The sequence below is a fragment of the Saccharopolyspora shandongensis genome (genome assembly GCF_900106995.1).
In the GTDB taxonomy this organism is placed as follows: domain Bacteria; phylum Actinomycetota; class Actinomycetes; order Mycobacteriales; family Pseudonocardiaceae; genus Saccharopolyspora; species Saccharopolyspora shandongensis.
This window is the reverse complement of the sequence record NZ_FNOK01000015.1, coordinates 123,462-148,874: the sequence shown is the minus strand read 5'-3', so window position 1 is coordinate 148,874 and position 25,413 is coordinate 123,462. Positions and strand designations below refer to the sequence as shown.

Annotated in this window: 22 protein-coding genes; 14 read left to right on the top strand and 8 right to left on the bottom strand. The window is 69.7% G+C overall.

The genetic code is table 11. The features are described 5' to 3' along the window. Positions 1-6: 6 nt before the first annotated feature. The 6 genes from BLW84_RS18305 to BLW84_RS18280 all read left to right on the top strand — a co-directional run bounded on the left by BLW84_RS18305 (position 7) and on the right by BLW84_RS18280 (position 8,256). Positions 7-1,242: an amino acid deaminase gene (locus BLW84_RS18305; RefSeq protein ID WP_093266943.1), complete on the top strand. Its 1,236-nt coding sequence runs from the start codon at positions 7-9 to the stop codon at positions 1,240-1,242. A gap of 269 nt (positions 1,243-1,511) precedes the next feature. Continuing rightward, the gene (locus BLW84_RS18300) at positions 1,512-3,110 is read left to right on the top strand and encodes an N-acyl-D-amino-acid deacylase family protein (RefSeq protein ID WP_093266831.1); all 1,599 of its coding nucleotides are present in this window, start codon (positions 1,512-1,514) and stop codon (positions 3,108-3,110) included. Between the two features lie 41 nt (positions 3,111-3,151). Next, positions 3,152-4,567: a GntP family permease gene (locus BLW84_RS18295; protein ID WP_093266830.1), complete on the top strand. Its 1,416-nt coding sequence runs from the start codon at positions 3,152-3,154 to the stop codon at positions 4,565-4,567. Positions 4,568-4,893: 326 nt separating this feature from the next. Further along, complete coding sequence (locus BLW84_RS18290; protein WP_177226535.1) at positions 4,894-6,615, top strand: amidohydrolase family protein; 1,722 nt, start codon at positions 4,894-4,896, stop codon at positions 6,613-6,615. 91 nt (positions 6,616-6,706) lie between these two features. Next, positions 6,707-7,006 carry a DUF6506 family protein gene (locus BLW84_RS18285; RefSeq protein WP_093266828.1) on the top strand — a complete coding sequence of 100 codons (300 nt, stop codon included), beginning with the start codon at positions 6,707-6,709 and terminating at the stop codon, positions 7,004-7,006. Positions 7,007-7,095: 89 nt separating this feature from the next. Further along, positions 7,096-8,256: a lactonase family protein gene (locus BLW84_RS18280; RefSeq protein WP_177226534.1), complete on the top strand. Its 1,161-nt coding sequence runs from the start codon at positions 7,096-7,098 to the stop codon at positions 8,254-8,256. Positions 8,257-8,287: 31 nt separating this feature from the next. On the opposite strand, the gene BLW84_RS18275 is transcribed toward BLW84_RS18280, so the two are convergent. After that, complete coding sequence (locus BLW84_RS18275) at positions 8,288-8,884, bottom strand: TetR/AcrR family transcriptional regulator (protein ID WP_218157368.1); 597 nt, start codon at positions 8,882-8,884, stop codon at positions 8,288-8,290. Between the two features lie 14 nt (positions 8,885-8,898). Between BLW84_RS18275 and BLW84_RS49910 the strand changes: the two genes are divergently transcribed. Next, complete coding sequence (locus BLW84_RS49910; RefSeq protein WP_281247417.1) at positions 8,899-9,024, top strand: hypothetical protein; 126 nt, start codon at positions 8,899-8,901, stop codon at positions 9,022-9,024. Between the two features lie 7 nt (positions 9,025-9,031). Here the strand turns inward: BLW84_RS49910 and BLW84_RS18270 are convergent, their stop codons facing one another. Beyond that, complete coding sequence (locus BLW84_RS18270) at positions 9,032-10,915, bottom strand: glycoside hydrolase family 5 protein (protein ID WP_093266825.1); 1,884 nt, start codon at positions 10,913-10,915, stop codon at positions 9,032-9,034. Positions 10,916-11,200: 285 nt separating this feature from the next. Here BLW84_RS18270 and BLW84_RS18265 point away from each other — a divergent pair, with 285 nt between their 5' ends. From BLW84_RS18265 to BLW84_RS18245, 5 genes are all read left to right on the top strand, one after another. Continuing rightward, on the top strand, positions 11,201-12,487 hold the full coding sequence (locus BLW84_RS18265; protein WP_093266824.1) for an extracellular solute-binding protein: 1,287 nt from the start codon (positions 11,201-11,203) through the stop codon (positions 12,485-12,487). Further along, complete coding sequence (locus tag BLW84_RS18260) at positions 12,487-13,368, top strand: carbohydrate ABC transporter permease (RefSeq protein ID WP_093266822.1); 882 nt, start codon at positions 12,487-12,489, stop codon at positions 13,366-13,368. The genes BLW84_RS18265 and BLW84_RS18260 overlap by 1 nt, the downstream gene beginning before the upstream one ends. Next, a complete protein-coding gene (locus BLW84_RS18255; protein WP_093266821.1) occupies positions 13,365-14,216 on the top strand; it encodes a carbohydrate ABC transporter permease in 852 nt (283 codons plus the stop codon). Before BLW84_RS18260 ends, BLW84_RS18255 begins: the two co-directional genes overlap by 4 nt. Then, positions 14,213-15,691: a beta-N-acetylhexosaminidase gene (locus BLW84_RS18250; protein WP_093266819.1), complete on the top strand. Its 1,479-nt coding sequence runs from the start codon at positions 14,213-14,215 to the stop codon at positions 15,689-15,691. Before BLW84_RS18255 ends, BLW84_RS18250 begins: the two co-directional genes overlap by 4 nt. Before the next feature lie 90 nt (positions 15,692-15,781). After that, entirely contained in the window at positions 15,782-18,292 is a 2,511-nt protein-coding gene (locus BLW84_RS18245) for an ABC transporter substrate-binding protein (protein ID WP_093266940.1), read from the top strand. Positions 18,293-18,346: 54 nt separating this feature from the next. Here the strand turns inward: BLW84_RS18245 and BLW84_RS47520 are convergent, their stop codons facing one another. Beyond that, the gene (locus tag BLW84_RS47520) at positions 18,347-18,490 is read right to left on the bottom strand and encodes a hypothetical protein (protein ID WP_177226533.1); all 144 of its coding nucleotides are present in this window, start codon (positions 18,488-18,490) and stop codon (positions 18,347-18,349) included. A 290-nt stretch (positions 18,491-18,780) separates the two neighbouring features. On the opposite strand from BLW84_RS47520, the gene BLW84_RS18240 reads away from it, so the two are divergent. Next, positions 18,781-19,155 carry an SdrD B-like domain-containing protein gene (locus BLW84_RS18240; RefSeq protein ID WP_177226532.1) on the top strand — a complete coding sequence of 125 codons (375 nt, stop codon included), beginning with the start codon at positions 18,781-18,783 and terminating at the stop codon, positions 19,153-19,155. Positions 19,156-19,435: 280 nt separating this feature from the next. Here BLW84_RS18240 and BLW84_RS18235 read toward each other — a convergent pair whose 3' ends face one another. From BLW84_RS18235 to BLW84_RS18220, 4 genes are all read right to left on the bottom strand, one after another. Next, positions 19,436-20,182 (bottom strand): YhfC family glutamic-type intramembrane protease, encoded by a 747-nt coding sequence (locus tag BLW84_RS18235; protein WP_093266816.1) that lies wholly within the window; start codon positions 20,180-20,182, stop codon positions 19,436-19,438. Between the two features lies 1 nt (position 20,183). Further along, positions 20,184-20,516 (bottom strand): winged helix-turn-helix domain-containing protein, encoded by a 333-nt coding sequence (locus BLW84_RS18230; protein WP_093266815.1) that lies wholly within the window; start codon positions 20,514-20,516, stop codon positions 20,184-20,186. Further along, positions 20,513-20,938 (bottom strand): hypothetical protein, encoded by a 426-nt coding sequence (locus BLW84_RS18225; protein WP_093266813.1) that lies wholly within the window; start codon positions 20,936-20,938, stop codon positions 20,513-20,515. The genes BLW84_RS18230 and BLW84_RS18225 overlap by 4 nt, the downstream gene beginning before the upstream one ends. A gap of 131 nt (positions 20,939-21,069) precedes the next feature. After that, positions 21,070-21,516 carry an SRPBCC family protein gene (locus BLW84_RS18220; protein ID WP_093266812.1) on the bottom strand — a complete coding sequence of 149 codons (447 nt, stop codon included), beginning with the start codon at positions 21,514-21,516 and terminating at the stop codon, positions 21,070-21,072. A 201-nt stretch (positions 21,517-21,717) separates the two neighbouring features. Between BLW84_RS18220 and BLW84_RS18215 the strand changes: the two genes are divergently transcribed. After that, positions 21,718-22,308, top strand: coding sequence for a dihydrofolate reductase family protein (locus BLW84_RS18215; RefSeq protein WP_093266810.1), 591 nt, complete (start codon positions 21,718-21,720; stop codon positions 22,306-22,308). Positions 22,309-22,433: 125 nt separating this feature from the next. Here BLW84_RS18215 and uvrA read toward each other — a convergent pair whose 3' ends face one another. Continuing rightward, the gene (uvrA, locus tag BLW84_RS18210) at positions 22,434-25,295 is read right to left on the bottom strand and encodes an excinuclease ABC subunit UvrA (RefSeq protein WP_093266809.1); all 2,862 of its coding nucleotides are present in this window, start codon (positions 25,293-25,295) and stop codon (positions 22,434-22,436) included. Positions 25,296-25,413 lie beyond the last annotated feature (118 nt).

Genomic DNA, 25,413 nt, shown 5'->3' with positions numbered 1-25,413 from the left:
AAGGGCATGCCGTCCGAAGCCTTCGGCAGCACCGTCGGCGAGTTCCTCGCGCAGCGCCCGAAGTTGCACGAGGCGGGCTTCGTCGGCCCGCTGCTGGTGCTCGATGATGCGGCCTTGCGGCACAACCTGCAGACCATGGCGGACTGGTGCGCCCAGCACGGCCTGCAGCTCGCGCCGCACGGCAAGACGACGATGGCCCCGCAGCTCTTCGAACTGCAGCTGGCGAACGGCTCGTGGGGCATCACCGCGGCGACCCTCAGCCAGCTGCGGGTCTACCGGGCGTTCGGCGTGGACCGGATCCTGCTCGCCAACCAGCTGCTGGATCCCAGCGGCCTGGCGTGGCTGGCCGACGAGCTGGACGCCCACCCCGAGTTCGAGTTCAGCTGCTTCGTGGACTCGGTGCGCGGCGTGCAGCTGATGAGCGAGGCGCTGGCCCGGCACGGCGCGTCGCGGCAGGTCGACGTGCTGGTCGAGCTGGGCAGCGACGGCGCCCGGACCGGCGCGCGCACGATCGCCGAGGCGCGCGAGATCGCCGACCGCGTGCTGGAGAACCCGATGCTGCGGCTGGTCGGCGTCGGCGGCTACGAAGGAGCGCTCGGCCACGACGTCAGCGAGGGGGCGCTATCCGTAGTAGACGGATACATGGGCCGGATGCGGGAGCTCGTCGCGGAACTGGCCGAGGCGGGCCACTTCTCGGGGCTGGACGAGGTGATCGTCACCTGCGGCGGCAGCGCCTACTTCGACCAGGTCGCCCAGGCGTTCACCGAGCCGTGGCCCGCCGGGCTGCCGGTGGTGCCGGTGCTGCGCAGCGGCGGATACCTGCTGCACGACGACGGTTTCTACCGAGTCCGCTCGCCGTTCAGCCGCGAGCACCGGCTGACCGGCGAGGAGCGGCCGTTCCACCCCGCGATGCGGGTGTGGGCGCAGGTCACCTCGCGGCCGGAGGAGGGCCTGGCGCTGCTGACCATGGGCCGCCGGGACGTGTCCTTCGACCAGGACCTGCCGGAACCGCAGGTGATCCGCGGCGCGGACGGCGAGATCCGGGAGCTGGCCGCCGGTTCGTGCGAGGTGACCTCGCTGGCCGACCAGCACGCGTTCCTGACCGTGCGCGGCGCCGATCTGCAGATCGGCGACTGGATGGGCTTCGGGTTGTCGCACCCGTGCACGGTGTTCGACAAGTGGGCGCTGATCCCGGTCGTCGACGGCGACACCGTGATCGACCTGGTGCGCACGTTCTTCTAGGACGACCGCGCGAACGCGCGCGCCTCCGGGTGCGACGAGGACCGAACCAGGACGTTTCTTTCAAGAAGCGGCGGCAGCCGCTTGCAGTGTGGGACTCAGCTTGCACCGCCGCGGGTTCTCAGAAGTCTTCTCGCGAGGACAGCCCCGGCGCCGCGTATTGGTCCATACATAAGCCGGGGATCCCGGAGTCGAGAAGGCTTCTGAGGTTCCGCAACCTGCACCGCTGCGCAAGCCGCTGGAAGGAATTCCTGATTCTGAAAGGTTCCACTATGGACATCGTGGTCCACGAGGCCCGGGTCGTCGACGGAGGCGGCGGCCCGGGCTACCTCGCCGACGTCGGGATCGAACGCGGGCGGATCACCGAGATCGCCGGGCCGGGACGGTTGAGCGGCAAGCGCTCGATCGACGCCGACGGCCTGGTGCTCGCGCCCGGCTTCATCGACATGCACGCGCACTCGGACCTGCAGATCCTGGCCGCGCCCGACCACACCGCGAAGGTGTCGCAGGGCGTGACCCTGGAGGTCATCGGGCAGGACGGGTTGTCCTACGCGCCCGTGGACGAGGCCACGCTGGCCACGGTGCGCGCCCAGATCGCGGGCTGGAACGACGACCCGCCGGGTTTCGACTGGAACTGGCGCAGCGTCGCCGAATACCTCGACCGGCTCGACACCGGCATCGCCGCCAACGCCGCGTACCTGGTGCCGCAGGGCACGCTGCGGCTGCTGTGCGTCGGCTACGACGACCGCGCGGCCACCGACGCCGAACTCGACCGGATGCGCGAGGTCCTGGCGCGATCGCTGGACGAGGGCGCCTTCGGCATGTCCTCGGGGCTGACCTACACGCCCGGGATGTACGCCGACACCGGCGAGCTCGCCGCGCTCTGCGAGGTGGTCGCGGCCCGCGGCGGGTTCTACAGCCCGCACCACCGCAGCTACGGCGCCGGCGCGCTGGCCGCATACGCCGAGATGATCGAGATCAGCAGGATCACCGGCTGCCCGCTGCACCTCGCGCACGCCACCATGAACTTCAGCGTCAACAAGGGCAGGGCCGCCGACCTGCTGTCCATGTTGGACGAAGCGCTCGCCGGGGGCTGCGACATCAGCCTCGACACCTACCCCTACCTGCCGGGCAGCACCTCGCTGCACGCGCTGCTGCCCAGCTGGGCGATGGAGGGCGGCGTGGCGGCGACCCTGGAGCGGCTGCGGGATCCGGCGCAGCGGGCCAGGATTCGCGTCGTCCTGGAAGAGGAGGGTTCCGACGGCTGCCACGGCGTGCCGGTCGAGTGGGACACCATCGAGATCAACGGCGTCCGGCGGGCCGACAACGCGCACCTGGTGGGGCGCACCGTCGCCGAAGCCGCCCGCGCGGCCGGGCAGCAGCCGACCGAGTTCTACTTCGACGTGCTGGTGTCGGAGGAACTCGGCAGTTCGTGCCTGATGCACGTCGGCCACGAGGAGAACGTGCAGGCCATCATGCGCCACCGGGTGCACACCGGCGGCAGCGACGGGCTGCTGGTCGGGGCCCGACCGCATCCGCGCGCGTGGGGCACCTTCCCCCGCTACCTGGGGCACTACGTGCGCGAGCTCGGGGTGCTGGGGCTGGAGGAATGCGTCCAGCACCTGACCGCCCGCGCGGCCGACCGGCTCGGCCTGACCGACCGGGGCCGGGTTCGCGAGGGATTCGCGGCGGACCTGGTGCTGTTCGACCCGGAAACCGTCTCCGACACGGCGACCTTCGACGAGCCCCGCCAGCAGGCGGTCGGCATCCCCTACGTCCTGGTCAACGGCGTGCCGGTGATCGACGAAGGCCACCGCACCGACGCCCTACCGGGCCGCGCCCTGCGCAAGCCCACCAGAACTCCGAGCTGACCCCCGAAGCTCGGCCCCTCCCCCTCCCTAGGAGCCCCGCAGTGGACACCTTCCTCCACTGGCTGCAGCACGAGACCTCCGGCCTGCTCACGTTGTGCGCGGTCGGCATCGCGGTGCTGCTGCTGATGATCATCAAGTTCCGCATCGAACCGTTCATCGCCCTGATCGTCTCCGGGCTGCTGATCGCGCTGGCCGCCGGCCTGTCGGTCCAGGAGATCGTCGGCACCGCGCAGAAGAGCAGCGAATCGCTGCTGGAAGGCGGTTTCGCCGGAATCCTCGGGCACATCACCGCGATCGTCGGCCTCGGCACGATCCTCGGCTCGATGCTGGAGGCCTCCGGCGGCGCGCAGCTGCTGACCCGCAAACTGCTCGCCGCCTTCGGCGAGCGCCGCGCGCCGCTGGCGATGGGCCTGTCCGGCCTGGTGTTCGGCATCCCGGTGTTCTTCGACATCGGCATCTTCGTGCTGGCGCCGCTGGTGTACGTGGTGGCCCGGCAGGGCAAGCGGTCCATCCTGCTGTACTGCCTGCCGCTGGTGGCCGGGCTGTCCATGACGCACGCGTTCCTGCCGCCGCACCCCGGCCCGGTGGTGGCCGCCGGGCTGCTCGGGGTGGACCTGGGCTGGGTGATCCTGATGGGCTTCGCCTGCGGCATCCCGGCCTTCATCGCCAGCGGTCTGCTCTACCCGGTCTGGATCGGCAACCGCATCTACCTGCCGGTGCCGGAGGACATGCTGGCCGCGGCCGACGCGGTCGCCGAGAAGAACGCCGCCGAGGGCCGCCGCGACCCGGGCCTGGGCACGGTCGCGTTCATCATCGGCCTGCCGATGGTGCTGATCCTCGGCGCCACCTTCGGCAGCATCACGCTGCCCAAGGGCAGCACCGCGCTGAACGTGCTGACCTTCTTCGGCAATCCCACGGTGGCGCTGACCATCGCGGTGCTGCTGTCGTTCTGGCTGCTGGGCACGCGGCGCGGGATGACCGGCAAGGAGATCTCCGAGCTGACCGGCTCCGCGCTGCGCCCGCTGGGGATGATCCTGCTGGTGATCGGCGCGGGCGGGTTCTTCGGCAAGGTGCTGGCCGAAACCGGCGTCGGCGAGGCGCTGGCCGGGTCGTTGCAGTCCACCGGGCTGCCGGTGCTGGTGTCGGCGTACGTGATCAGCAGCGGCCTGCGCATCGCGCAGGGCTCGGCGACGGTCGCGATCGTGACCACCGGCGGCATCATCGCCCCGCTGCTGCACGCCGGCGACTACTCGCAGGCGCAGCTGGCACTGATCGCGGTGGCCATCGCGGCCGGTTCGATCATCGCCTCGCACGTCAACGACGGCGGCTTCTGGATCATCAGCCGCTACTTCGGCATCCCGGTCAAGGACATGCTGAAGAGCTGGACGGTGCTGGAGACCATCCTGTCGGTGGTGGGCTTCGCGATGGCGGCCCTGCTCAGCGCGCTGGTTCCGTAGAGAGATTTCAGAATGGGCTTGCATGGCGGTGCGGGTGGCGGAACCTCAGACGCCGCCTGGACTGTGGGAGCCCCGACTTACGTATGCCCAATACGCGGCATCGGGGCTGTCCTCGCCAGACGACGCCTGAGAACCCGCGGCGGTGCGAGCTGAGTCCCACACCGCATGCGGCTAACGCCGCATTCTGAAAGCCCCTGTGGCCACCGCTGGGCCGAACGGCCGGAAGGACGCCGATTTCCTTGCTGCGGCGCCGGAAATGCCCGTAATCTTCAACGGATTGTCAACTGAGGAACGGGTTCACCGACGCCGACGCGAGGAGTGTCCGCATGGGCCTGAGCAGACGGTCGTTGCTTCGATCCGCTGGCGCCGCAGCGGGTTTGGTGGGATTTACGCCGGCGCTGGCGGACGCCGCCGCGCTGATCCCGGCGGATGCGCCGACCCCGCCGCGCGGCCCGGGCGAAGGGCTCGGCCCGTTCCGCAAGCTCGTGGTCCGCGGCGTCAACGTGATCGTCGGGACCGGCGGCGAGGTGCGCGGCCCGGTGGACGTCGTCATCGCGGGCAACCGGATCCAGCAGATCATCCCGGCGGGCGCGCCGTCGCAAGCGCTCGCGCCGAACCGGGCGCCGCATGACGCCGAGCACGAGATCGACGCGACGGGCATGTGGCTGCTGCCCGGGTTCGCGGACGAGCACGCCCACAGCGGCACGGGCGGTTCGCCGCGAACCTACGCGTACAAGCTGTGGCTGGGCCACGGCGTCACCACGGTTCGCGGCGTTTCGCTGACCAAGAACCCCGATGCCGTCGCGGACAAGGAGCGCAGCGAGCGCAACGAGATCGTGGCGCCGCGCATCGTCAACTACCAGACCCCGGGCAGCGGCTGGGAGGACGGCCCGGTCGATTCGCCGGAGAAGGCGCGCCGCTGGGTGGACTGGGCCGCGCGGCACGGCGTGGACGGCATCAAGTTCTTCGGCGAGGGCCCGTACGGGCGGCCGGAGATCGAGGCCGCGATCGCCCGGGCCAAGCGGCAGGGGCTGGGCACCACCATGCACCACTCGCCGCCGATCTACCCGCAGCTCAACGCGCTGGAAACCGGTCGGCTCGGCCTGGGTACGGTGACCCACTTCTACGGCCACTTCGAGGCGCTGCTCAAGGAGGGCCGCGAGCACCCGAAGCCGCCGGACTACGACTACAAGAACGAGGCATCGCGCTGGCGCGCGGTGGCCGAGGTCATCGACTACACCTTCCCACCGGGTTCGCCGCAGTGGCGGTCGTACCTGGCGCGACAGCTGGACAACGGCGTGACGTTCGGGCCGACGTTCGGGGTCTACCTGGCCGGGCGGGACCTGCTGCGGGCGCGTGGCCTGGAGTGGCATCCGCGGTTCGCGCTGCCGTCGCTGTGGAACTTCTGGGAGCCGAGCCCGGAGGCGCACGGCTCGTTCTACTACGACTGGCGAACCGAGGACGAGGTGCGCTGGAAGCGCTTCTACCTGCAGTACATGCAGCTCGTCCACGACTACAAGGCGATCGGCGGCCGCATCGCGGGCGGCACCGACCCGGGCTTCATCTACAACCTGTACGGCTTCGCCAACATCGCCGAGCTGGAAATGCTGCGGGAGGCGGGGCTGTCGCCGATCGAGGCCATCGAGGCGATGACGTCCGGCACCGCGCGGACGCTGGCCGAGCCGACCGGTGCCGCGCCGGAGTTCGGGCTCGTCCGGGAGGGCCTGCTGGCCGACCTGGCGATCGTCGGCGAGAACCCGCTGCAGGACCTGAAAACGCTGTACGGCACCGGAACTCCCCGGCTCGACCCCGAGACCGGCGACATCAAGCGCATCGGCGGCGTGCAGTGGACGATCCGCAACGGCATCGTCTACGACGCGAAGCGCCTGCTCGCCGATGTCGCCGAGATGGTGCAGGCGCAGAAGGCGGCCGGCGCGTGCCGGGACGTCGATCCCGACTGGAGCACCGCGGGCCCCTGCGGCGGCAACCCGGGCGCCGACATCGCTCCCGCCGCGAAACCCGCGAAACGCGCGGCGGCGCTCCCCTGATCACTAGCGCGATGCAGTGCGGATCACCTCCGATCTCGCCCGGTTTCTGCTTGGCTGGTCGTGTTGGCGATAACGACCACGGGAGGTTCGCATGGCGCTCACGCACTGGGGGTTCATCTACACGGCAGCGGGCAGCACTTCGGGCGGCGATTTCAACGTCGTCGACACCGGCGAGTGCCGCACCGTTCTCGTCGGGGTGGACAAGCCCGAAGAGGGCATCGAGGTCGCGCGTCGTCTGGTGGAGGAGGGTGCGCAGCTGATTGAACTGTGCGGCGGGTTCGGGCCGGTTTGGGCCGGGCGGATCATCGAGGCGATCGACGGCGCGGTCCCGGTCGGCACCGTCGGCTACGGCCCTGAGGCCGTCGACCAGGTGCACGCGATCTTCTCCTGACCGGGCGACCTTAGGCCGTTTTGGTCTAGTCCAATCATGCGCGATGCGGCAGACTGACCCGCGATCATCCACCGAACAGGGAGAACATCGTGCGGGACAACGCAATGCCGCGTCGCCGGTTCCTCACCGCGGTCGGCGCAGTCGGCTTCGCCGGTGCGGCCGGGATCGCCACGACCAGCACCGCCTGCGCGGCACCCCCGGCCGCCGCGCCGCACCCCGCCGCGCCGGCGACGCACCAGCAGGCGGGCCTGATGACGCTCATCGGCAGCTACACCTCGGCGAACCCGCCGGGCCGCGGCCTGGAGGTCGCGATCCGCAACGAGGCCGGCGTGCTCGAACCGTCCGGAGTGGTCGACGGGGTGCCCGACGCGTCGTTCTTCGCCTGGTCGCCGGACCACAAGTTCCTGTACGTCACCAACGAGATCCCGCAGGGCACGATCACCGCGGTGGACCTCTCCGCGCACCACCCGGTGGTGCTCAACAGCCAGCCCAGCGGCGGCGCGGGCCCGACGCACATCGCGATGCACCCCAGCGGCGAGTTCCTGTTCACCGCCAACTACACCGACGGCACGGTCGCCGCGCACCGCCGCAACGCCGACGGCAGCATCGGCGAGTCCACCGACCTGGTCCAGCACCCCGGCTCCCAGCCGCACGCCCACCAGGTGCTCGTCGACCCCACCAAGCGGTGGGTCGTCGCCGTCGATCTCGGCGCGGACGCGGTGTTCGTCTACGCCTTCGACACCGCCACCGGCAAGCTCACCCAGCACCAGCACCTGGAACTCCCGGCGGGCACCGGACCCAGGCACCTGGCGTTCAACTACACCCGGGCCTACCTGCTGGCCGAGCTGAAGTCCGAGATCACGGTGCTGGACTGGGATCCGGAGGCCGGCCGGTTCACCCCGGGCCAGGTCGTCGGCACCCGCGAGCCCGACGCGTCCGGCGAGAACTTCCCGGCGGAGATCGCGATCTCCCGAGACGCGAAGTTCGCCTACGCCTCCAACCGGGGCGACGACAACATCGCCACGTTCGCCATCGACGAAGCGGGCCTCACCTTCCAGGGCACGACGCCGACGGGCGGCAGCTGGCCCCGGCACTTCGCCCTGGACCCGGAGCAGACGTCCCTGTTCGTCGCGAACCAGCGAGCGGGCACGATCACCCGCCTGGCCCGCAACCCGGGCACCGGGGCCCTCACCCCCACCCAGGACAGCTACGCCTGCCCCTCGGTCGCGGCCATCACCTTCCACGGCTGAGCCGTTTCCGCCGCGGCGGCCCGGCTGGGCGCTAGGTGCCGAGCCGGGCCTCGATCCCGTCGAGGATCGTGTCCAGCCCGAGCTCGAACGAGGCGTCGAGGTCGTCGTCGGTGAGCTGGGCGTGGCGGGTCAGCGCGGGATAGTGCTCGGCCTGCCGGTCGATGTGCCGCTGGGCTTGGCTCCGCAGTTCGGCGACGCCCGCCGGATCGTGGTGCGTGCTCCGCCAGACGTTCTCCGCGGCGGCGTAGCCCTGGACGTAGTAGGTCAGGCTCCCGACCGCCGCGACGAGCTGCGGCCCCACCAGCCCCGCCTTCTCCAGCAGCGAGTAGACGCGCTCAGAACGTGCGAGGGAAATGGGGCCGAGCAGCGGGCGGGTGGCCATCAGGGTGGGCAGCCACGGGTGGCGGTTCATGACCTGCCGGCTCTGACCCAGCCTGCGGACGAGTTCTTCGCGCCACGCCACGTCTTCCGCGCCGCCGAGCTCGATCTCCGCGATGACCTCGTCGACCGCGAGATCGAGCACGTCCTCCTTGCTGCCCACGTACTCGTACAGCGACATGGGGCTGACGTCCAACCGCGCGGCGAGCCGCCGCATGGACAGGCCCGCCACACCCTCGGCATCCAGCACCTGCACCGCTGTACGTGCTGGGGTACTTCCACGGCTGGCGGCTCCTGGACTCGTGGCTCGACGCGACCGACCGGACGGCCGGGGTTCGCCGCCTGCTCACCGAACAACTCCTCCCGGCCGACCTGGAACCCGCGGGCTGACGCGGGATCACCGCTGGTCGGAGCTCCAGGGGCGGCAGAGGAGGGCGTCGGGTTCCTTCGCCAGGGAGCCCGCTCGGGCGCTGAAAGCGACTCCGGCGACGTACTCGCCGTCCGCGCACTGCCCCTTGTAGTGGCCCGTGGCGAAGTCTCCGCCGCGGGCCTCCGGCGGGCGGGTGTCCGACCTGTCGAACCAGACCGCGCTCCCGGTCGTTCCGAGCCGGTTCGCGACCTTGCCGCACACCGTCGACGACAGGTCCGCTCCTCGGGTCGCGTAGCCGACGACGAAGGAATCCGGTGGACACTGGAACTTCGTGAAGCCCGGTGCCCAGTCGTCGGTCACGTGCCGCTCGTCGCGAACCACCTCGTAGCCCGCATCCCAGCCGCCGACGCCGCCGGTGTCGGTGTCGGTGCACAGCCCGCGGGAACCCGTGTGGCTCAAGCCGATCAGGCGCTGACCGTCCGGGCAGGCCGCCTTGCCCGCGCCCGGGTCCCAATCCGGTTCGGCCCGCAGCCGGGCCGACTGCACGAGGTCGCCGTGGTCCACGGTCAGCATCCGCCAGGTGTCGGCCGGTTTCGCCGGGGCCGCCTCGGCGTTTACCAGCCGGTGCCAGGCTTCCGCGCGCCAGTCGTCGCCGTCGTCGACGAACATCCGGTTGCCCGCGGCGTCCCAGTGCACCAGGCCCCAGCCGTTGCCCTGCCGGTTCTCGTGCCAGCCGACCAGCGGCCAGTAGGCGAAGTCCGTGTCGTTAGCGACAAGGAAGTCCACGAAGTTGCCGAACCAGGCCCGCTCCTTCGGGTCCTGCTCGTCACGGCCACCCACGCCGAACTCGCTGATCCACAGCGGCGCGGTGAAGTGCTGCCCCTCCTCGGTGATGAAGAACGCCTGTCGACGCAGCACGTCGTAGAGCTGGTCGCGGTCCATGTCCCGGTACCGCGGATCGTGCGTCTCCCCCGTGCCGGTGGCGCCGGTGTGGTTCGGGCCGGTGTAGCCGTAGAAGTGCGCCGAGTACACCAGCTTTCCCGAGGCCACCAATGTGTGCGACAGGGTGCGCGCCGGTTCCAGCGTCGGTCGCCCGTGCGGCAGGCCGTCCAGCGGGATGCCGGTCCAGTTGATGCCTTCGACGATGATCAGGAGGTTCGGGTTGGCCTCGGTCAGGATCCGGTCCCCCGCGCGCTGGGACGCCGCGAACCAGTCGTGGTTGTCCCCGAGCCCCCAATTCGGGTCGTCCATCAGGTCGCGGCGCACCTCGTTGTAGAGGTCCGCGCCGACCACGCGCGGGTTGTCCCGGTAGCGACCGGCCATGAAAAGCCAGCCCTCTTCCCACTTCTGGTCGCCCTGGCTGCTGTTCCAGCGCTCGTTGCCGTCCAGGCCGCAGCACCAGCGGGTCGTGTTGGTGTGGTTGTTCAGGATTACCGCGAAACCGCTGTCGGTGAGCGCCGAAACCGCCGCGTCGTACACCTGGAGCCGGGTCTTGCCGCGCAGTTCGGGGTTCGCGGCCACCGCTGCGTCCGGCACGGTCGCCGGGTCGTCGATCATGTCGGTGGAGAACGGCAGCCGGATGCTGTTGATCCCGAGTTCCCGGAAGCTGCCGACGATTTCGCGCATCGGGGCCCGGTCCAGGCCGAGCGGGATGCCGCTGCTGTTCTCCCCCGAGTGGTGGTTGGCCGGGTCGTTGATATCGCCGGTGCCGTTCCAGGTTCCGCTGGCGCCGTGCCAGTTCCCGGCCTTCAGCTTGAAGCGGTTCCCGCCCGCGTCGACGATGTAGCGCCCTTCGGTGTGCAGCGGTCCGGCCCAGGATTCCTCGATTTTCGCGGTTTTCGCTTCAGCGACCGGTTGGACAGGCGCCAGCAGCGGCACCGCGAGGACGGCGGCGAGCACCCCGGCGATCATGCGTACGTCTCCACAGTCGGCATCCCAATCAGGTCGAGCGATTTCGCGGATCGGCGGCGGGAACCCCATCCTCGCAGGATCAGCGGGTCGAAATGATCTGTGAAATCAACGCTTTTCCCGTTCTTCACCGGGAAAGGCCAAATCGCGAACCGGTCGCGGCGGCGCAACGACGCGATCCCCGGCGAACGATGATTGGTTCAGACCTTGCCTTCGGGGAAACCGGCCCTTACGATCCGATTGCTCAATGCAAAACGGCAATTGCAGATGATGCAACGGAGAATCCCCATGCGCGCCTGGAAAGTCATCACCGTCGCCGCCGTCGGCGCGCTGCTCGCGGCCTGCGGCCCGCCGCAGGTCCAGCAGTCCGCGCCCACAGAGGACGAACGCACCGGAACCCTGCGGGTCTGGCTGTTCGACGAGACCAACCGCGGCCCGAAGCAGGCCACTGTGGACGATGTGGTCGCCCGCTTCGAAGCTGGACACCAAGGCGTGCAGGTGGATGTCCAGTACATCCCCGTGGACACCCGGTCGCAGCGCTTCACCGGCGCCTTCAACGACCCGGCCAGTGCGCCGGACGTCGCCGAGTACGGCAACACCGACGTGGCCGGGTACGTCGCCGCGGGCGGCCTGGCCGATCTCACCGGAAACCTCGGCCAGTGGCCGGAATCCAGTGACCTGAACCCGTCCGTGCTGGAGACCGCGAAGGTCGACGGCAAGGTCTACGGCGTGCCCTGGTACACCGGCATCCGCGCGTTGTACTACCGCACCGACGTCTTCGCCGAACTGGGCCTGCAGCCGCCGCGCACGCTGGCGGAACTGGCCGACACGGCGCAGCGGATCCGCACCGCCCGCCCCGACATGTACGGCATCTCCATCGGCGGCAAGTACCACTACGCGCTGATGCCGTTCATCTGGGCCAACGGCGGCGACCTGGCCCGCCGCGACGGCGAGAAGTGGGTGTCCACTGTGGATCAGCCCGCCGCCCGCCAGGGCGTCGCCGCCTACGCGTCGCTGATCAGCGGCGGGGCGTGCCCGCGCGAGCAGTGCGCGGACCTGACCGGTAGCCAGGCCGTGCAGGCGTTCGCCTCCGGCAAGGCGGCGATGACGATCGGCGGCGACTTCAACCGCGCCGCGGTCGACGCCGGTGCCGCCGCCGGGAAGTACGCCGTCGTGCCGCTGCCCGGCAACACCGCCGGTTCGGTCGCCCCGGCCTTCGCCGGCGGCAACATGCTCGGCGTCATGAAGTCGTCCAAGCGCGCGACGCTGGCGCGCGAGTTCGTGCAGCTGCTCGCGGGCAAGGAGTACCAGCGCAAGATGTACGCGGCGATGGGCAACCTGCCGACCTTCACCGACGTGCAGCAGGAACTCGCCGCCGGCGACCCGAAGGTGGCGCCGTTCGTGGCGACGCTGCAGGCGGGCACCCGGTTCGTGCCCACCTCGGCGACCTGGTCCAAGGTCGACGCGCAGGGCCTGCTGCCGACGATGGTGCAGCAGATCATCACCGGCACCAGCGTCGACGAGGCGACCGGCAACGCGGCCAAGCAGATGAACACCGTCTTCGAAGGTCGCTGATGGCCGCGCTGCTCTACCTCGCACCGGCGGCGCTGCTGCTCATCGGCATGATGGGCTACCCGCTCTACCAGCTGGTGCAGATCTCCCTGTACGAGTACGGGCAGGCGCAGGCGTCCGGTGGCGCGCCGGTGAGTTTCCTCGGCGCGGAGAACTACCTGACGCTGCTCGGGGACGACCAGTTCTGGACGATCCTGGTGCAGACCTGCGTCTTCGCCGCGGTCTGCGTGGTGGGCAGCCTGGCGGTCGGCATCGCGCTCGCGGTGCTGGCCACCAGAATCAGCCCGCTGCCGCGGCTGCTGCTGTTCCTGGCCGCCATCGGCGCCTGGGCCACCCCGGCGATGGCCGGGTCGACGGTCTGGCTGTTCCTGTTCGACCAGGACTTCGGCCTGGTCAACGAGGTGCTCACCGGCGTCGGCATCGACGGCGCGGCGGGCTTCTCCTGGACCTACGACAAGTTCGTGGCCTTCGGCCTGGTCGCCGCCGAGGTGATCTGGTGCTCGTTCCCGTTCGTGCTCGTCACCACCTACGCCGGGCTCACCGGGATTCCGGGCGAGGTGGTGGAGGCCGCGGCGCTGGACGGGGCGTCGGCCTGGCGCACCGCGCGCACCGTGCTGCTGCCGATGCTGCGCCCGGTGCTGGTCATCGCCACCATCCAGTCGATCATCTGGGACTTCAAGATCTTCACCCAGATCTACGTGATGACCAACGGCGGCGGCGTGGCCGGCCAGAACATGGTCCTCAACGTCTACGCGTACCAGTCGGCCTTCGCGGGCTCGAACTACGGGCTCGGCTCGGCCATCGGCGTGGTGATGACCGTGCTGCTCATCTTGATCACGCTGGCCTACCTGCGGGCCCAGCGGAAGGACGAGGCCAACGTATGAGTGCGCTGCGCAAGCCCCGGCTGCTCGCCGCCAACTCGGTCGCGGTGCTGATCGCGGTCGTGGTGGCGTTCCCGCTGTACTGGATGGTGCTCTCGGCCTTCAAGCCGGAGGGCGAGCTGCTCTCGACCGATCCCCGGCCGTGGACCTTCACCCCCACCCTGGACAGCTTCCGCCGCGTGTTCACAGTGGACGGACTTGGCGGGTACTTCGTGAACAGCCTGCTGGTGGCCGGCGCGGTCGTGCTGGTCTCGCTGCTGATGTCGTTCCTCGCCGCCGTCGCGCTCACCAGGTTCCGCTTCCGCGGCCGCACCGTGCTGCTGCTGATGCTGCTGGTGGCGCAGATGGTTCCGGTGGAGGCGCTGACAATCCCGCTGTTCTTCCTGATGCGCGAGGTGGGTTCGGTCGCGCCGGCGTTCGGGCTCAACCACCTCGGTTCGCTGGTGCTGGTGCACCTGGCGTTCAGCCTGCCGCTGGCGATCTGGATGCTGCGCGGGTTCGTCGCGGCCGTCCCGGCCGAGCTGGAGGAGGCCGCGGTGCTGGACGGCGCGAGCCGCACCCGGTTCGTCTGGCAGGTGCTCTTCCCGCTGGTGGCACCGGGTTTGGTGGCCACCAGTGTGCTTTCGTTCATCCACGCCTGGAACGACTTCCTGTTCGCCAAGACGTTCATCATCTCGGCGTCGGAGAACCAGACGCTGCCGATGGCGATCCTGGTGTTCTTCACCCCTGAGGGCAACGATTGGGGCGCGATCATGGCCGGTTCAACGCTGATGACGATTCCGGTGCTCATCTTCTTCGTGGTGGTGCAGCGCCGCCTGGTGTCCGGGCTGGCCGGGGCGGTGAAGGGATGAGCTGGGACTCGCTGGTACCGAAGCCCACGCTGGTGGCACCGGCCGCGGGGGTGTTCGAGCTGGACCAGGACACCACGGTGGGCGGCGAACCCACCACGGCCGACTGGTTCCGGCGGCACGTCGGCGCCGCCACCGGGCTGCCGCTGCCGGACGCGGCGCGGCCGACGATCGAGTTCCGCATCGACCCGACCGAGTCCGCGCCCGGCGGCTACCGCGCGGAAATCCGGCCGGACGGCGTGGAAGTCGTCGCGCACGACGCGGCCGGCGCGCACCACGCCGCGCAGACCCTGCGGCAGCTGCTCGGCCCGGCCGCGTACCGGAGCGCGCTGATCCACTATGGACGGTGCTTGCTGCCGTGCGGCCGGGTCGAGGACCGGCCGCGATTCGCCTGGCGCGGCTGCCACCTGGACGTGGCCCGGCACTTCCTGCCCAAACGCGAAGTCCTCCGGTTCGTCGAGCTGCTGGCCATGCACAAGCTCAACGTCCTGCACCTGCACCTGACCGACGACCAGGGCTGGCGCGTCGAGGTGCCGCGGTTCCCGAACCTGACCCGCGTCGGCGCCTGGCGGCGGCGCTCGATGGTCGGCCGCGGCGAGCAGCCCGAGTTCGACGAGCGCCCGCACGGCGGCTTCTACACCAGCGACGACCTGCGGGAGATCGTCGCCCACGCCGCCCGGCACCACATCACTGTCGTCCCGGAGATCGACGTGCCCGGCCACAGCCAGGCCGCGATCGCCGCCTACCCGGAACTGGGCACCGGGCAGCGGCCGCGCGTCTGGGAATCCTGGGGCGTCAGCGACGAAATCCTCAACACCGACCCGGCCACGCTGGACTTCTACCGCGCCGTCCTGGACCACCTGATGGAGGTCTTCCCGTCGCCGGTGATCTGCATCGGCGGCGACGAGGTCCCGGGTGCGACGCCGGCGCACGGCCCCTTCTTGCGCTCGCTCGTCGAGCACATCCACGCCCAGGGGCGCCGGGCATCGGGCTGGGACGAGATCCTGGACGCGGTCGACCCGCTGCCGCCGCAGACCATCATCGCGACCTGGCGCGACGAGCGGACCGCGCTGCGCGCCGCCGAGCGCGGCCACGACGTGGTGCTGTGCCCGGAACACCACCTCTACTTCGACCACCGGCAGTCCGACCACCCCGACGAGCCCATCCCGGTCGGCTTCAACACCACCCTCGAGGACGTGTACGCCTACGAACCGCTGACCGAGCGCGCGCTCGGCTTGCAGGCGCAGGTCTGGACCGAGCACCTGGACACCCCGCGCCGCGTCGACTACGCCACCTTCCCGCGGCTGACCGCGTTCGCCGAGGTCGCCTGGAGCCGCGACCGGGACTTCGCCGACTTCCGGCGCCGCCTCGTCGACCACCACCTGCCCCGCCTGGACGCCTACGGCGTCGAATACCGCCCGCTCGGCGGCCCGCTCCCCTGGCAGACCCGCCCCGGCGTGCCCGGCCGGCCGCGGTGAACCCGGCGAGAAAACCCTGAAATCCGTTCGGATTCGCCTCGGCCACCGGTAACGTCACGTTGAATGATCTACCGGTCACCGGAGGTGAGGATGACGGAAACACCTGTGAGCCAGGGAGTCCCGGTCTCCCGGCTGCCGTCCCGCCTCGGGCGACGATGGGTCCGGCGACGCCGCGTGGAGAAGCTCCCGGACCAGCCGATCATCCACCTGCTGCGCGAGAACGCCTCCGGCCGGCTCGTCGACCAGCTCTCCGACCACCTCGGCACCATCGTGCCGCACGCGGTGCTCGACGTCGGCGGTACGCCCGCCGAGACGCCGCGGCAGAAGTCGGTGCAGATCCGGAAGCTGCTGGACCACGCGGCCCAGGGGCTGCGCGACGCCGACTCGTGGCCGCGGATCGGCCGGCTGCGCTTCCGCCGGTACGCGCTGCTGAGCTGGCTGCTGAAGAAGAACCTGCCGCCGACGAACCTGGCCCAGGCCCCGCACTCGCACACCCGCCAGCTGCTGCGCGAATACCTCCGCAGCCGCCGGCCCCGGCGCGGCCAGCCCCAGCAGGAGGCCGCGCTGTGGGAGTCGGCCGCCCAGAGCCTGCCGTGGTACCTCTTCGTGCTGTCGCTGACGTTCTTCCCGATCTACTACGCGTGGTGGGTGCGCCGGGGCCGCGCCGCCCGCTGGTTCATGCGGCAGCGCTACCTGTCGCCGGGCGAATCGGCGGACTTCCCGAGCTTCGCGCAGCGCCTGATCACCACGCCGTCGCGCTGGGAGAACGCCGAACAGGTGCGGAAACTCCTGGTCCACGCGTTCCTGGCGGACCTCGCCGATTCCTACGCGCGGCGGCTGTGGCGCTGGCAGTGGGTGCCGAAGGACTGCTACCCGGTGATGCTGCTGCGCAACCTCGGCGAGGACACCGTCGGCAAGGTGCTGGTCCGGCTCATCAACGACGTGCGCAACGAGACCGGTGTCCCGGATCCGCTGCTGGTGATCGGCAGCGGCCCGGAACCGTTGCAGGACAGCGAAACGCCGAGCGCGCCGGTCACCCTCGAAAGCTGGCCGGAGACGCTGCAGGAAGCGCGGCGCAAGCGCTCGAACACCGCCTGGTACGTGACGCTGCGGGTGGCCGACGAACCGCCGTCGACGGAGGACGAGCCGGGCGTTTCGCTGGGCCAGACGACCCTGCCGCTGAAGCGCTCCAAGCTGCTGCGCCGCATCCCGATCCTGCTGGTCATCCTGCTGGTGCTCGGGGGCGGCGGCGTCTACCTGCAGCAGTACTACGGGCACTGCGGCCGGAGCTGGTGGCCGTGGACCAACACGGCGCTGTGGTCGACCGGCGGCGAGTGCGTCGGGATCGCCGACTCGGAGCACCGCTTCTCCGCCGACATCTCGGAGCCGCTCCTGCGCGATCGGCTCATCGCCGCGCAGGACCGGATCAACCAGCAGAACGCCGAGTCCGCGGACCTGCACCAGCGGTCGCTGGCGGACGGCAAGCAGGTCGCGTACTTCTCGATCGTCTACTTCAGCACCCTCACCGGCCGGGACCCCGACTCGTCGACGCTGGACGGCGTCGCGGCGGAACTGGAGGGGCTGGCCGAGGCCCAGCGCAGCGCGCGGGTCAACGACCGCGTCGCGATCCGGATCGTGCTCGCCAACGGCGGCGCCAAGATGAAGCACGGCGAGGCCGTCGCCGAGCACATCGTCGACTTCACCGAGCGCCAGCGGGAAGCACCGGTGGTGGCGGTCGTCGGGCTGGGCGGCAGCTGGCGGGAGACCGGCGACGCGATCACCGTGCTGGGCAGCAACGGGCTGGCCATGGTCGGCACGGTGACCTCGGCCGACAGCTTCCCCGGCCTCAGCAGGCTCTACCACCAGGTGGGGCCGACGAACCACTGGGAATCCGAGGTCATCGCGCAGCACGTGCGCGACCTGGGCAGCAAGAACGTCACCGTCTTCTACGACGAGACCGACACCTACAGCAGGAACCTCGCGCTCGACGTCGACGACCAGCTGGGAGGCTCGGCCGAGCTCCAGAACACCCAGCACGGCATCCCGTCGGACGCCGTGCAGTGCGGTCCCGATTCGCTGGCCCTGTACACGGCGCGGGCGGACGACTTCAGCAACTACCTGAGCACGGTGCAGGACCGGTGCGTCGGCGACGCCAACATGCCGAAGCTGATGGCCGGTGACGACGCGACGAAGTTCCTGCTCGACCGGGAGCTGCGGGCGGGAATCCAGCTCGACTACATCGACTTCACCGGGAGGCGCGTGCTACCGGGCGACGACGGGCTGGAAGGCCGGGCGATGCTGGCCTTCGACGCCGTGCACCTCGTCCGGCAGGCGGTGCAGAAGGTCACCGAAGGGCAGGCCGATGTCGGGACAACGCCGTTGAACGGCCTGGCCGTCTGGTACGGGATCGCCCGGCTCAGCGAGAACCCCGAGGGCATCCGCGCGATCAGCGGTCCCATCGACTTCGGCTCGCCGACCGGGCAGGTCCCGGTGCGGAAGGCGATCTCGGTGATGCGAGTGGAGGGCAAGAGCGGGCGGGCGCCCGAACCCGTGATGCACTGCGGCAGAACCTCGGAGCCGTCCCCCACCTGCCCCGAGTAATGCGAGTGCCGGGCACCCCGGCGGGGATGCCCGGCACTCGCCGCAACGGAACGACTAACCACCCAGCAGCGGGAGCCCCAGCCCGCCCAGGAGGCCGGTGATGGGATCGCCGGCCGCGCTGGCGATCCCGGCTTCTCCGAGCAGGACCAGGGTCGCCACCCCGGCGACAGCGGCGAGCCAAGTGAGCTTGCGACGCATCGATACCTCCATGCGATCGGTGTTTGCGGTCCGTGGATCACCATTTCGGAAGAAAGCCCACAACGCCCGCCCAACAGCACGAAAGTGGGTCACGCGAAATCACCTCATCCAGCCCACCAGCACCTGCCCGACACGGTCGCCGAGAGCACGCCCCGGAGATTCTTCACCGATCCAGGCAACCTCGGGCCGCCATGCGCGTCGCACGGGTGAGGACCGGCCGCATCGTGGCGGTCTTCGGATGGGACATGTCCATGACGGCCCGTTCGCCGTCTACTGCCGAGGAGGATGCTGTGCGACGAGTCCTGGCCGCGTTGGTCGCGGCCCCATTGCTGGTCACTGCCATCGGATTGCCGGCTTATGCCGAAGAACGAACCAGCTCGGTGTCCGGGGTCGGGTTCTTCGACCTGAACGGAGATGGCCAGCAGCAGCCCGACGAGCCCGGCGCGGCCGGTTTCAAGGTCTCGCTAGGCTTGACCAGCGATGGTTCGACGCTCTCGGTCGTCACCGACGAGAACGGGTACTACCGCTTCGCCGATCTCACCCAGAAGGGCAAGTACTCGGTCCAGTTCGACGGCGCCGGACACGTCCACACCACGCCGTGGGCCGTCGGGGGCTCGCTCGGCGAGGGCGGTGTCGACGTGATTCAGAACTTCGGCATTCAATAATATTCCACAATAATACAATAGTCCATTGTGGACTGATCATGACCACCCGCCCAGTGCGGAGTGCCCAGCTGGAACTCCGGTGAGAGGTCAACCCTGCCGAACCCGTGACCGCGACTGACAACCAGGTCGCTACCCCGTGGACGGCCTGCGATGGGCGGCAGCAGCACCGCGTATTCGATCTGCTTCGAATACGCGGTGCTGACCTGGGGTTCTCGCTGCTCGGGGCAGCGCTAGTCGTCGTCGTCCTCTTCCGGGAGGATCCCCGCATCGCAGCAGGCGCTCAGCGAGCAGGTTGCGGCACCTCAGGGGCCTCGACGCGCGGGCAGCTGCGGCGCACCTGGCGGAACACGAGCACGGCTGTGATCGCGAACGCCAGGAAGAGCAGGTCGTGCCAGAAGCCGCCGGCGACGTTCTGCAGGCCGAAGGTGGCGAAATCGACCACGAAGTGGGCGGCTATCGCTACCGGCAGGAACAGCGCGGACCTGCGGTAGGCGAGCACGATGAGGGTGGCGAAGCCGACGTGGCAGGCAATGGCGATGGGCCGTTCGACCCCGGTGAGCAGGAACGTCCACCACGGACTGCCCGCCAACCGCTCGACCGCCCCAGGCGGCAACGCCTGCGGTAGCAGCCATACGACCGCCATTCCCCAGGCGTACTGCAGTCCGAACAGGACGGACTCCGCGCCGCCGTGCCCGACTCCGGAGGCGAGCGCACCGTCGGCCGTCCTGTTCTCCCGCATGCTCCGACCCGCGCGGAAGCTCAGGTACCGGGCGACCTCCTCGCAGACCGCGTAGGTCATCGAGGCCGCCGCGAGCAGCGCCCAGCTGCCCGCGCCGAACAGCGACGGCCACACCATCGTCACGAGCGGCACGTTGACGACGAGGTTGACGAGGAAGAATCCCGCGGCGATCCAGAAAACGCGGCGCGGGACGGCGAACCGCCGGCGGATCCAGACGGCCGCGGCGATCGGGCCGCCGATCATGATGACGAGCTCCGCCGCGATCGCGGCGATGTTCGCTGCGCCCATGTCAGCTCCGGTCCTCGGCCGGCTCCACCACCGGCTGCGTGGTGATCGCCTTGAGCGCCGCCAGGTGCGCCTCGTACGCCCTGCGGCCCTTCGCCGTGAGGCTGAGCCAGGTGCGGGGGCGCTTGCCGACGTAGCCCTTCTTCACCTTCACGTAGCCCGCGTCCTCCAGCGTCGACACCTGCTTGGAGAGCACCGAGTCGCTGACCTCGATGATGTCGCGCACGTACTTGAACTCGGCCTGGTCGACCGCCGCGAGCGTCGCGGTGATGGAGAACCGCACCGGCGAGTGGATGAGATCGTCCAGCTGGTGCCGGGGGTGCGCACCGCCGCTCATCCTCGGCTCCGACGGTGCGCGACACCGGCACCCGCGAACGCGAACGCGGCCATCACGACCCCGCCGCCGATCCACCACTGCCAGACGTCGGGCATCCAGTTGCTGCCGACGACGACCGTGGTGATCCAGGCCAACGTCCACCCCAGCATGACCGTGCCGTGGAGCGCCCCGAATCCGCGCATCCCCACCTTGCGGGTGGCCGACCAGACGGAGATCGCGACGACGAAGGCGATCCACAGCGGCATCGTCACGAACGCCGCGGTCTTGCCGTCCACGAACGCGAAGACCGCTGCCATGGCGAAGGAACCGACTCCGAACACCAGCATGTACCGCACGTACCAGCGGCCGCCGCGACGCGCCTCGGCCCCCAACCGTTCCGCCCGCGCCAGCTGCGCGGCGGCATCCATCTGCACCTCGTTCATGGCAGCTAGGTTCGCAACTACTTTCCAACTTGTCAAGTAGATGCCAATGCGGCACCTACTTGCCATTGGCCGGCGAAAAGGCGGGAGCCTCCGCACCGAGAACGGTGCGGAGGCGCCCGATGTCGACCGCTTCAGGCCTGCTCGCCCTCCACGTGGTCCTTGAGGCGCTGCAGGGTTGCCTCGATCGACCGCTGGTTCTGCTTCGGCACGCCGGTGCGCGCCACCAGCTTCGGCAGCATCGCGGCGAAGTCGTAGGTCTCGGTCACCTTCGTCGCCGAGTCGCCGACCGGCTCCAGTTCGTACCGCCACCGGCCGGGCAGCATGTGCCGCCACGCGATCAGCCGGTTCTCCTCGTACTCCACCACGGTGTTGGTGATCCGGTAGCCGACGCCCCTGCGCATCCGCATCCCGAACTTGGAGCCGAGCACCAGCCGCTCCGGGCCGCTCATCTCCCCCTGCACCGTGCCGGAACCGTCGATGACCGAATGCTTGCGCGGATCTGCCAGCACGGCGAAAACCGCCTCCGGCGGGGCCTGCACGACAACGCTGCTGGAAACCGAGAACTCGTTCTGCGCCATGCCGCCGAACCTAATCAGCCGGGATAACGAACCCGACACGCGAACCCAACGCGAGGGACGCCTTCTGGCCGATGAGCAAGCCTTCGGCAAGGTCAAGCCGGGCGCCGGCGGATCCCACCCAGCGCAGGCCTTCTCCGCAGCGATGAGTTCCGACCTGTCGGCAGGTCTAAGTACATGAAGCCGAAATCGAGAGGAATGACGATGCCAGAGACGAGTCGACGTGTCGTTGCGTGGGTCACCATGTCCATGGACGGCTACACCAGCGGCGTGGAGGGCCCCGCGCACGACGCCTGGCTCTACGAGCACGTGAAGCACGAAGCGTCGGCCGCCCACTTCGAGGGCATCTGGCGCGGCGTGAGCACGGTGCTGCTGGGTCGCACGAACTACGAGGGGTTCTACTCCGTCTGGCCGGGCATCACCCGCGACCCCGCGACCGATCCGCGGAACCGGGACCTGGGCGAGTTCCTGGACACCGTGGAGAAGGTCGTCTTCTCCAGGACGTTGGAGACGGCCGACTGGGAGAACTCCCGCGTCGCCCGCGACCTGGAAGCAGAGGTCAAGAAACTCCGGGAAGCACCAGGCAAGGACATCCTCGTGGCCAACAGCGCGAGCATCATCCAGGCGCTGCTGCGTGCCGACCTGATCGACGACCTGCGCTTCGTGGTGGTCCCCGCACTGCTGGGCGGCGGCCTGCGCTTGTTCGAGGCGGGAATTCCTGCTTCGAACTGGTCCCTGGCCCAAACCACCGTCCTGCCCGATGGCGCGATCGGCGTGCACTACACCCGAGCCTGACCGGCCGGCTCGGTGATGATCTTGTGCAGCGCTACGCCTGATCGAGATCGACTTCACCGGGCCTGACCTGGCAGAACACCTGCTGTCCGATTCATCGGCCAGCAGGCGCCTGCCGCGTCGGTGGGTCAGCTCTCGGAGAGCACCGGGGCCAGGAAGCGGCCGGTGTGGCTGTCGTCGACCTCCGCGAGCTCCTCCGGGGTGCCCTCGGCCACCAGGATGCCGCCGCCGGAGCCGCCCTCCGGGCCCATGTCCAGCACCCAGTCCGCCGTCTTGATGACGTCCAGGTTGTGCTCGATCACGATCACCGTGTTGCCCTTGTCCACCAGGCCGTTGATCACGCCGAGCAGCTTGCGGATGTCCTCGAAGTGCAGGCCGGTCGTCGGCTCGTCGAGGATGTAGACCGTCTTGCCGGTGGACCGCTTCTGCAGCTCGCTGGCCAGCTTGACGCGCTGCGCCTCACCACCGGAGAGCGTCGGTGCCGGCTGCCCCAGCCGCACGTAGCCCAGGCCCACGTCCACCAGCGTCTTCAGGTGCCGGTGGATGGCGTTGATCGGCTCGAAGAACGACGCGGCCTCCTCGATCGGCATGTCGAGGACCTCGGCGATCGTCTTGCCCTTGTAGTGCACCTCCAGGGTCTCCCGGTTGTACCGGGCGCCCTTGCACACCTCGCACGGCACGTACACGTCCGGCAGGAAGTTCATCTCGATCTTCAGCGTGCCGTCACCCGCGCACGACTCGCACCGGCCGCCCTTGACGTTGAACGAGAACCGGCCCGGCTGGTAGCCGCGCACCTTCGCCTCGGTCGTCGCCGCGAACAGCTTGCGGATGTGGTCGAACACGCCGGTGTAGGTGGCCGGGTTCGACCGCGGCGTGCGGCCGATCGGCGACTGGTCGACCTGCACCAGCTTGTCGACGTGCTCCAGGCCCTTGATCCGGGTGTGCCTGCCGGGCACCTGCCGGGCGCCGTTGAGCTTGTTCGCCAGCACCGACGCGAGGATGTCGTTGACCAGCGTCGACTTGCCCGAGCCGGAGACGCCGGTGACCGACACCAGGCAGCCCAGCGGGAACGACACGTCGATCTTGCGCAGGTTGTGCTCGCGCGCCCCGACCACGGTCAGCTGCCGCTTGCGGTCGCGCGGGCGCCGCACCTCCGGCACCGGGATCTGCTTGCGCCCCGCCAGGTACGCGCCGGTGAGCGACTGCTTGTTCTCCAGCAGCTTCTTGTACGGTCCACTGTGGACGACCTGGCCGCCGTGCTCGCCCGCGCCGGGCCCGATGTCGACCACCCAGTCCGCGCTGCGCACGGTGTCCTCGTCGTGCTCGACGACGATCAGCGTGTTGCCCAGGTCCCGCAGCCGGCTGAGGGTCTCCAGCAGCCGGTGGTTGTCCCGCTGGTGCAGCCCGATCGACGGCTCGTCCAGCACGTAGAGCACGCCGACCAGGCCGGAGCCGATCTGGGTCGCCAGCCGGATGCGCTGCGCCTCACCGCCGGAGAGCGTTCCGGCCGCGCGGTCCAGCGACAGGTAGTCCAGGCCGACGTCGAGCAGGAAGCCCAGCCGCGCCTGCACCTCCTTGAGCACCCGCCCGGCGATCATCTGCTCGCGCGGACCCAGCACCAGCCCGTTCAGGAACGCGGCGCACTCGCGCACGCTCAGCCCGCTGACCTCGGCGATGGACAGCTCGCCGCGCTCGTCGTTCTCCATCGTGACGGCCAGGATCTCCGGCTTGAGCCGGGTGCCGTCGCAGGCCGGGCACGGCACGTCCCGCATGTAGCCCTCGTACTTCTCGCGGGCGTAGTCGGACTCGGTCTGCTCCAGCCGCCGCTCCAGGAACGGGATGACGCCCTCGTAGCTGGCGTAGTAGGAGCGGGTCCGGCCGTAGCGGTTCTTGTACCGGACGTGCACCTGGTCGTTGGTGCCGTGCAGCACCGCCTTCTTGACCTTGGTCGACAGCCGCCGCCACGGCTCGTCCATCCGGAAGCCGATGGCCTCCGACAGCGAGGTCAGCAGCCGGGTGAAGTACTCCGCGGTGTGCCCGCCCGCCCACGGCGCGATCGCGCCGTCGGCCAGCGACAGCTCCTCGTCCGGCACGACCAGCTCCGGGTCGACCTCCTTGCGGATGCCCAGGCCGGCGCACTCCGGGCACGCGCCGTAGGGCGAGTTGAAGGAGAACGACCGCGGTTCGAGCTCGTCCACGCCCAGCGGGTGACCGTTGGGGCAGGCGAGGTTCTCGGAGAACTTCCGCTCCCGGTTCGGGTCGTCCTCGTCGAGGTCGATGAACTCGATCAGCACCAGCCCGTCGGCCAGCCGCAGCGCGGTCTCCACCGAGTCGGTCAGCCGCTGCTTCGCGCCGGACTTCACGGTGAGCCGGTCGATGACCACCGCGATGTCGTGCTTCTCCTGCTTCTTCAGCTTCGGCGGGTCGTCCAGCTGGTGCACCACGCCGTCGATGCGGGCGCGCGCGTAGCCCTGCGACTGCAGCTGCTCGAACAGGTCGACGTACTCGCCCTTGCGGCCGCGCACCACCGGGGCCAGCACCTGGAACTTGGCCCGGTCGGGCATCTCCAGCACCTGGTCCACGATCTGCTGCGGGGTCTGCTTGCTGATCGCTTCGCCGCAGGTCGGGCAGTGCGGCTTGCCCGCTCGCGCGTACAGCAGCCGCAGGTAGTCGTAGACCTCGGTGATGGTGCCCACCGTCGACCGCGGGTTGCGGCTGGTGGACTTCTGGTCGATCGACACCGCCGGGGACAGGCCCTCGATGAAGTCCACATCGGGCTTGTCCATCTGGCCGAGGAACTGGCGTGCGTAGGCGGACAGCGACTCGACGTAGCGGCGCTGTCCCTCCGCGAAGATGGTGTCGAAGGCCAGGCTCGACTTCCCGGAGCCGGACAGCCCGGTGAACACGATCAGGCTGTCTCGGGGCAGGTCCAGGTCGATCCCGCGCAGGTTGTGCTCACGGGCGCCGCGAACGACAAGGCGGTCAGCCACGGTGATCCCTTCGAAAAGTTCTGGTGTTGACGTGGACGCGCGCCGGCTGCAGGCATTGCATCGGCAGGTACGCGACGTCGCCCGCACATGCTATTCGGGGCCTCTGACAGTCCCGGAT

Coding starts and splice junctions, on each gene's coding strand:
- BLW84_RS18270 (WP_093266825.1), bottom strand. CDS start 10,915: ATGATCGCCGGGGTGCTCGCCGCCGTCCTCGCGGTGCCGCTGCTGGCG.
- BLW84_RS18220 (WP_093266812.1), bottom strand. CDS start 21,516: ATGGCGCAGAACGAGTTCTCGGTTTCCAGCAGCGTTGTCGTGCAGGCC.
- BLW84_RS18300 (WP_093266831.1), top strand. CDS start 1,512: ATGGACATCGTGGTCCACGAGGCCCGGGTCGTCGACGGAGGCGGCGGC.
- BLW84_RS18235 (WP_093266816.1), bottom strand. CDS start 20,182: ATGGGCGCAGCGAACATCGCCGCGATCGCGGCGGAGCTCGTCATCATG.
- BLW84_RS18290 (WP_177226535.1), top strand. CDS start 4,894: ATGGGCCTGAGCAGACGGTCGTTGCTTCGATCCGCTGGCGCCGCAGCG.
- BLW84_RS18265 (WP_093266824.1), top strand. CDS start 11,201: ATGCGCGCCTGGAAAGTCATCACCGTCGCCGCCGTCGGCGCGCTGCTC.
- BLW84_RS18245 (WP_093266940.1), top strand. CDS start 15,782: ATGACGGAAACACCTGTGAGCCAGGGAGTCCCGGTCTCCCGGCTGCCG.
- BLW84_RS47520 (WP_177226533.1), bottom strand. CDS start 18,490: ATGCGTCGCAAGCTCACTTGGCTCGCCGCTGTCGCCGGGGTGGCGACC.
- BLW84_RS18250 (WP_093266819.1), top strand. CDS start 14,213: ATGAGCTGGGACTCGCTGGTACCGAAGCCCACGCTGGTGGCACCGGCC.
- BLW84_RS18230 (WP_093266815.1), bottom strand. CDS start 20,516: ATGAGCGGCGGTGCGCACCCCCGGCACCAGCTGGACGATCTCATCCAC.
- BLW84_RS18260 (WP_093266822.1), top strand. CDS start 12,487: ATGGCCGCGCTGCTCTACCTCGCACCGGCGGCGCTGCTGCTCATCGGC.
- BLW84_RS18225 (WP_093266813.1), bottom strand. CDS start 20,938: ATGAACGAGGTGCAGATGGATGCCGCCGCGCAGCTGGCGCGGGCGGAA.
- BLW84_RS18305 (WP_093266943.1), top strand. CDS start 7: ATGCCGTCCGAAGCCTTCGGCAGCACCGTCGGCGAGTTCCTCGCGCAG.
- BLW84_RS18285 (WP_093266828.1), top strand. CDS start 6,707: ATGGCGCTCACGCACTGGGGGTTCATCTACACGGCAGCGGGCAGCACT.
- BLW84_RS18255 (WP_093266821.1), top strand. CDS start 13,365: ATGAGTGCGCTGCGCAAGCCCCGGCTGCTCGCCGCCAACTCGGTCGCG.
- BLW84_RS18215 (WP_093266810.1), top strand. CDS start 21,718: ATGCCAGAGACGAGTCGACGTGTCGTTGCGTGGGTCACCATGTCCATG.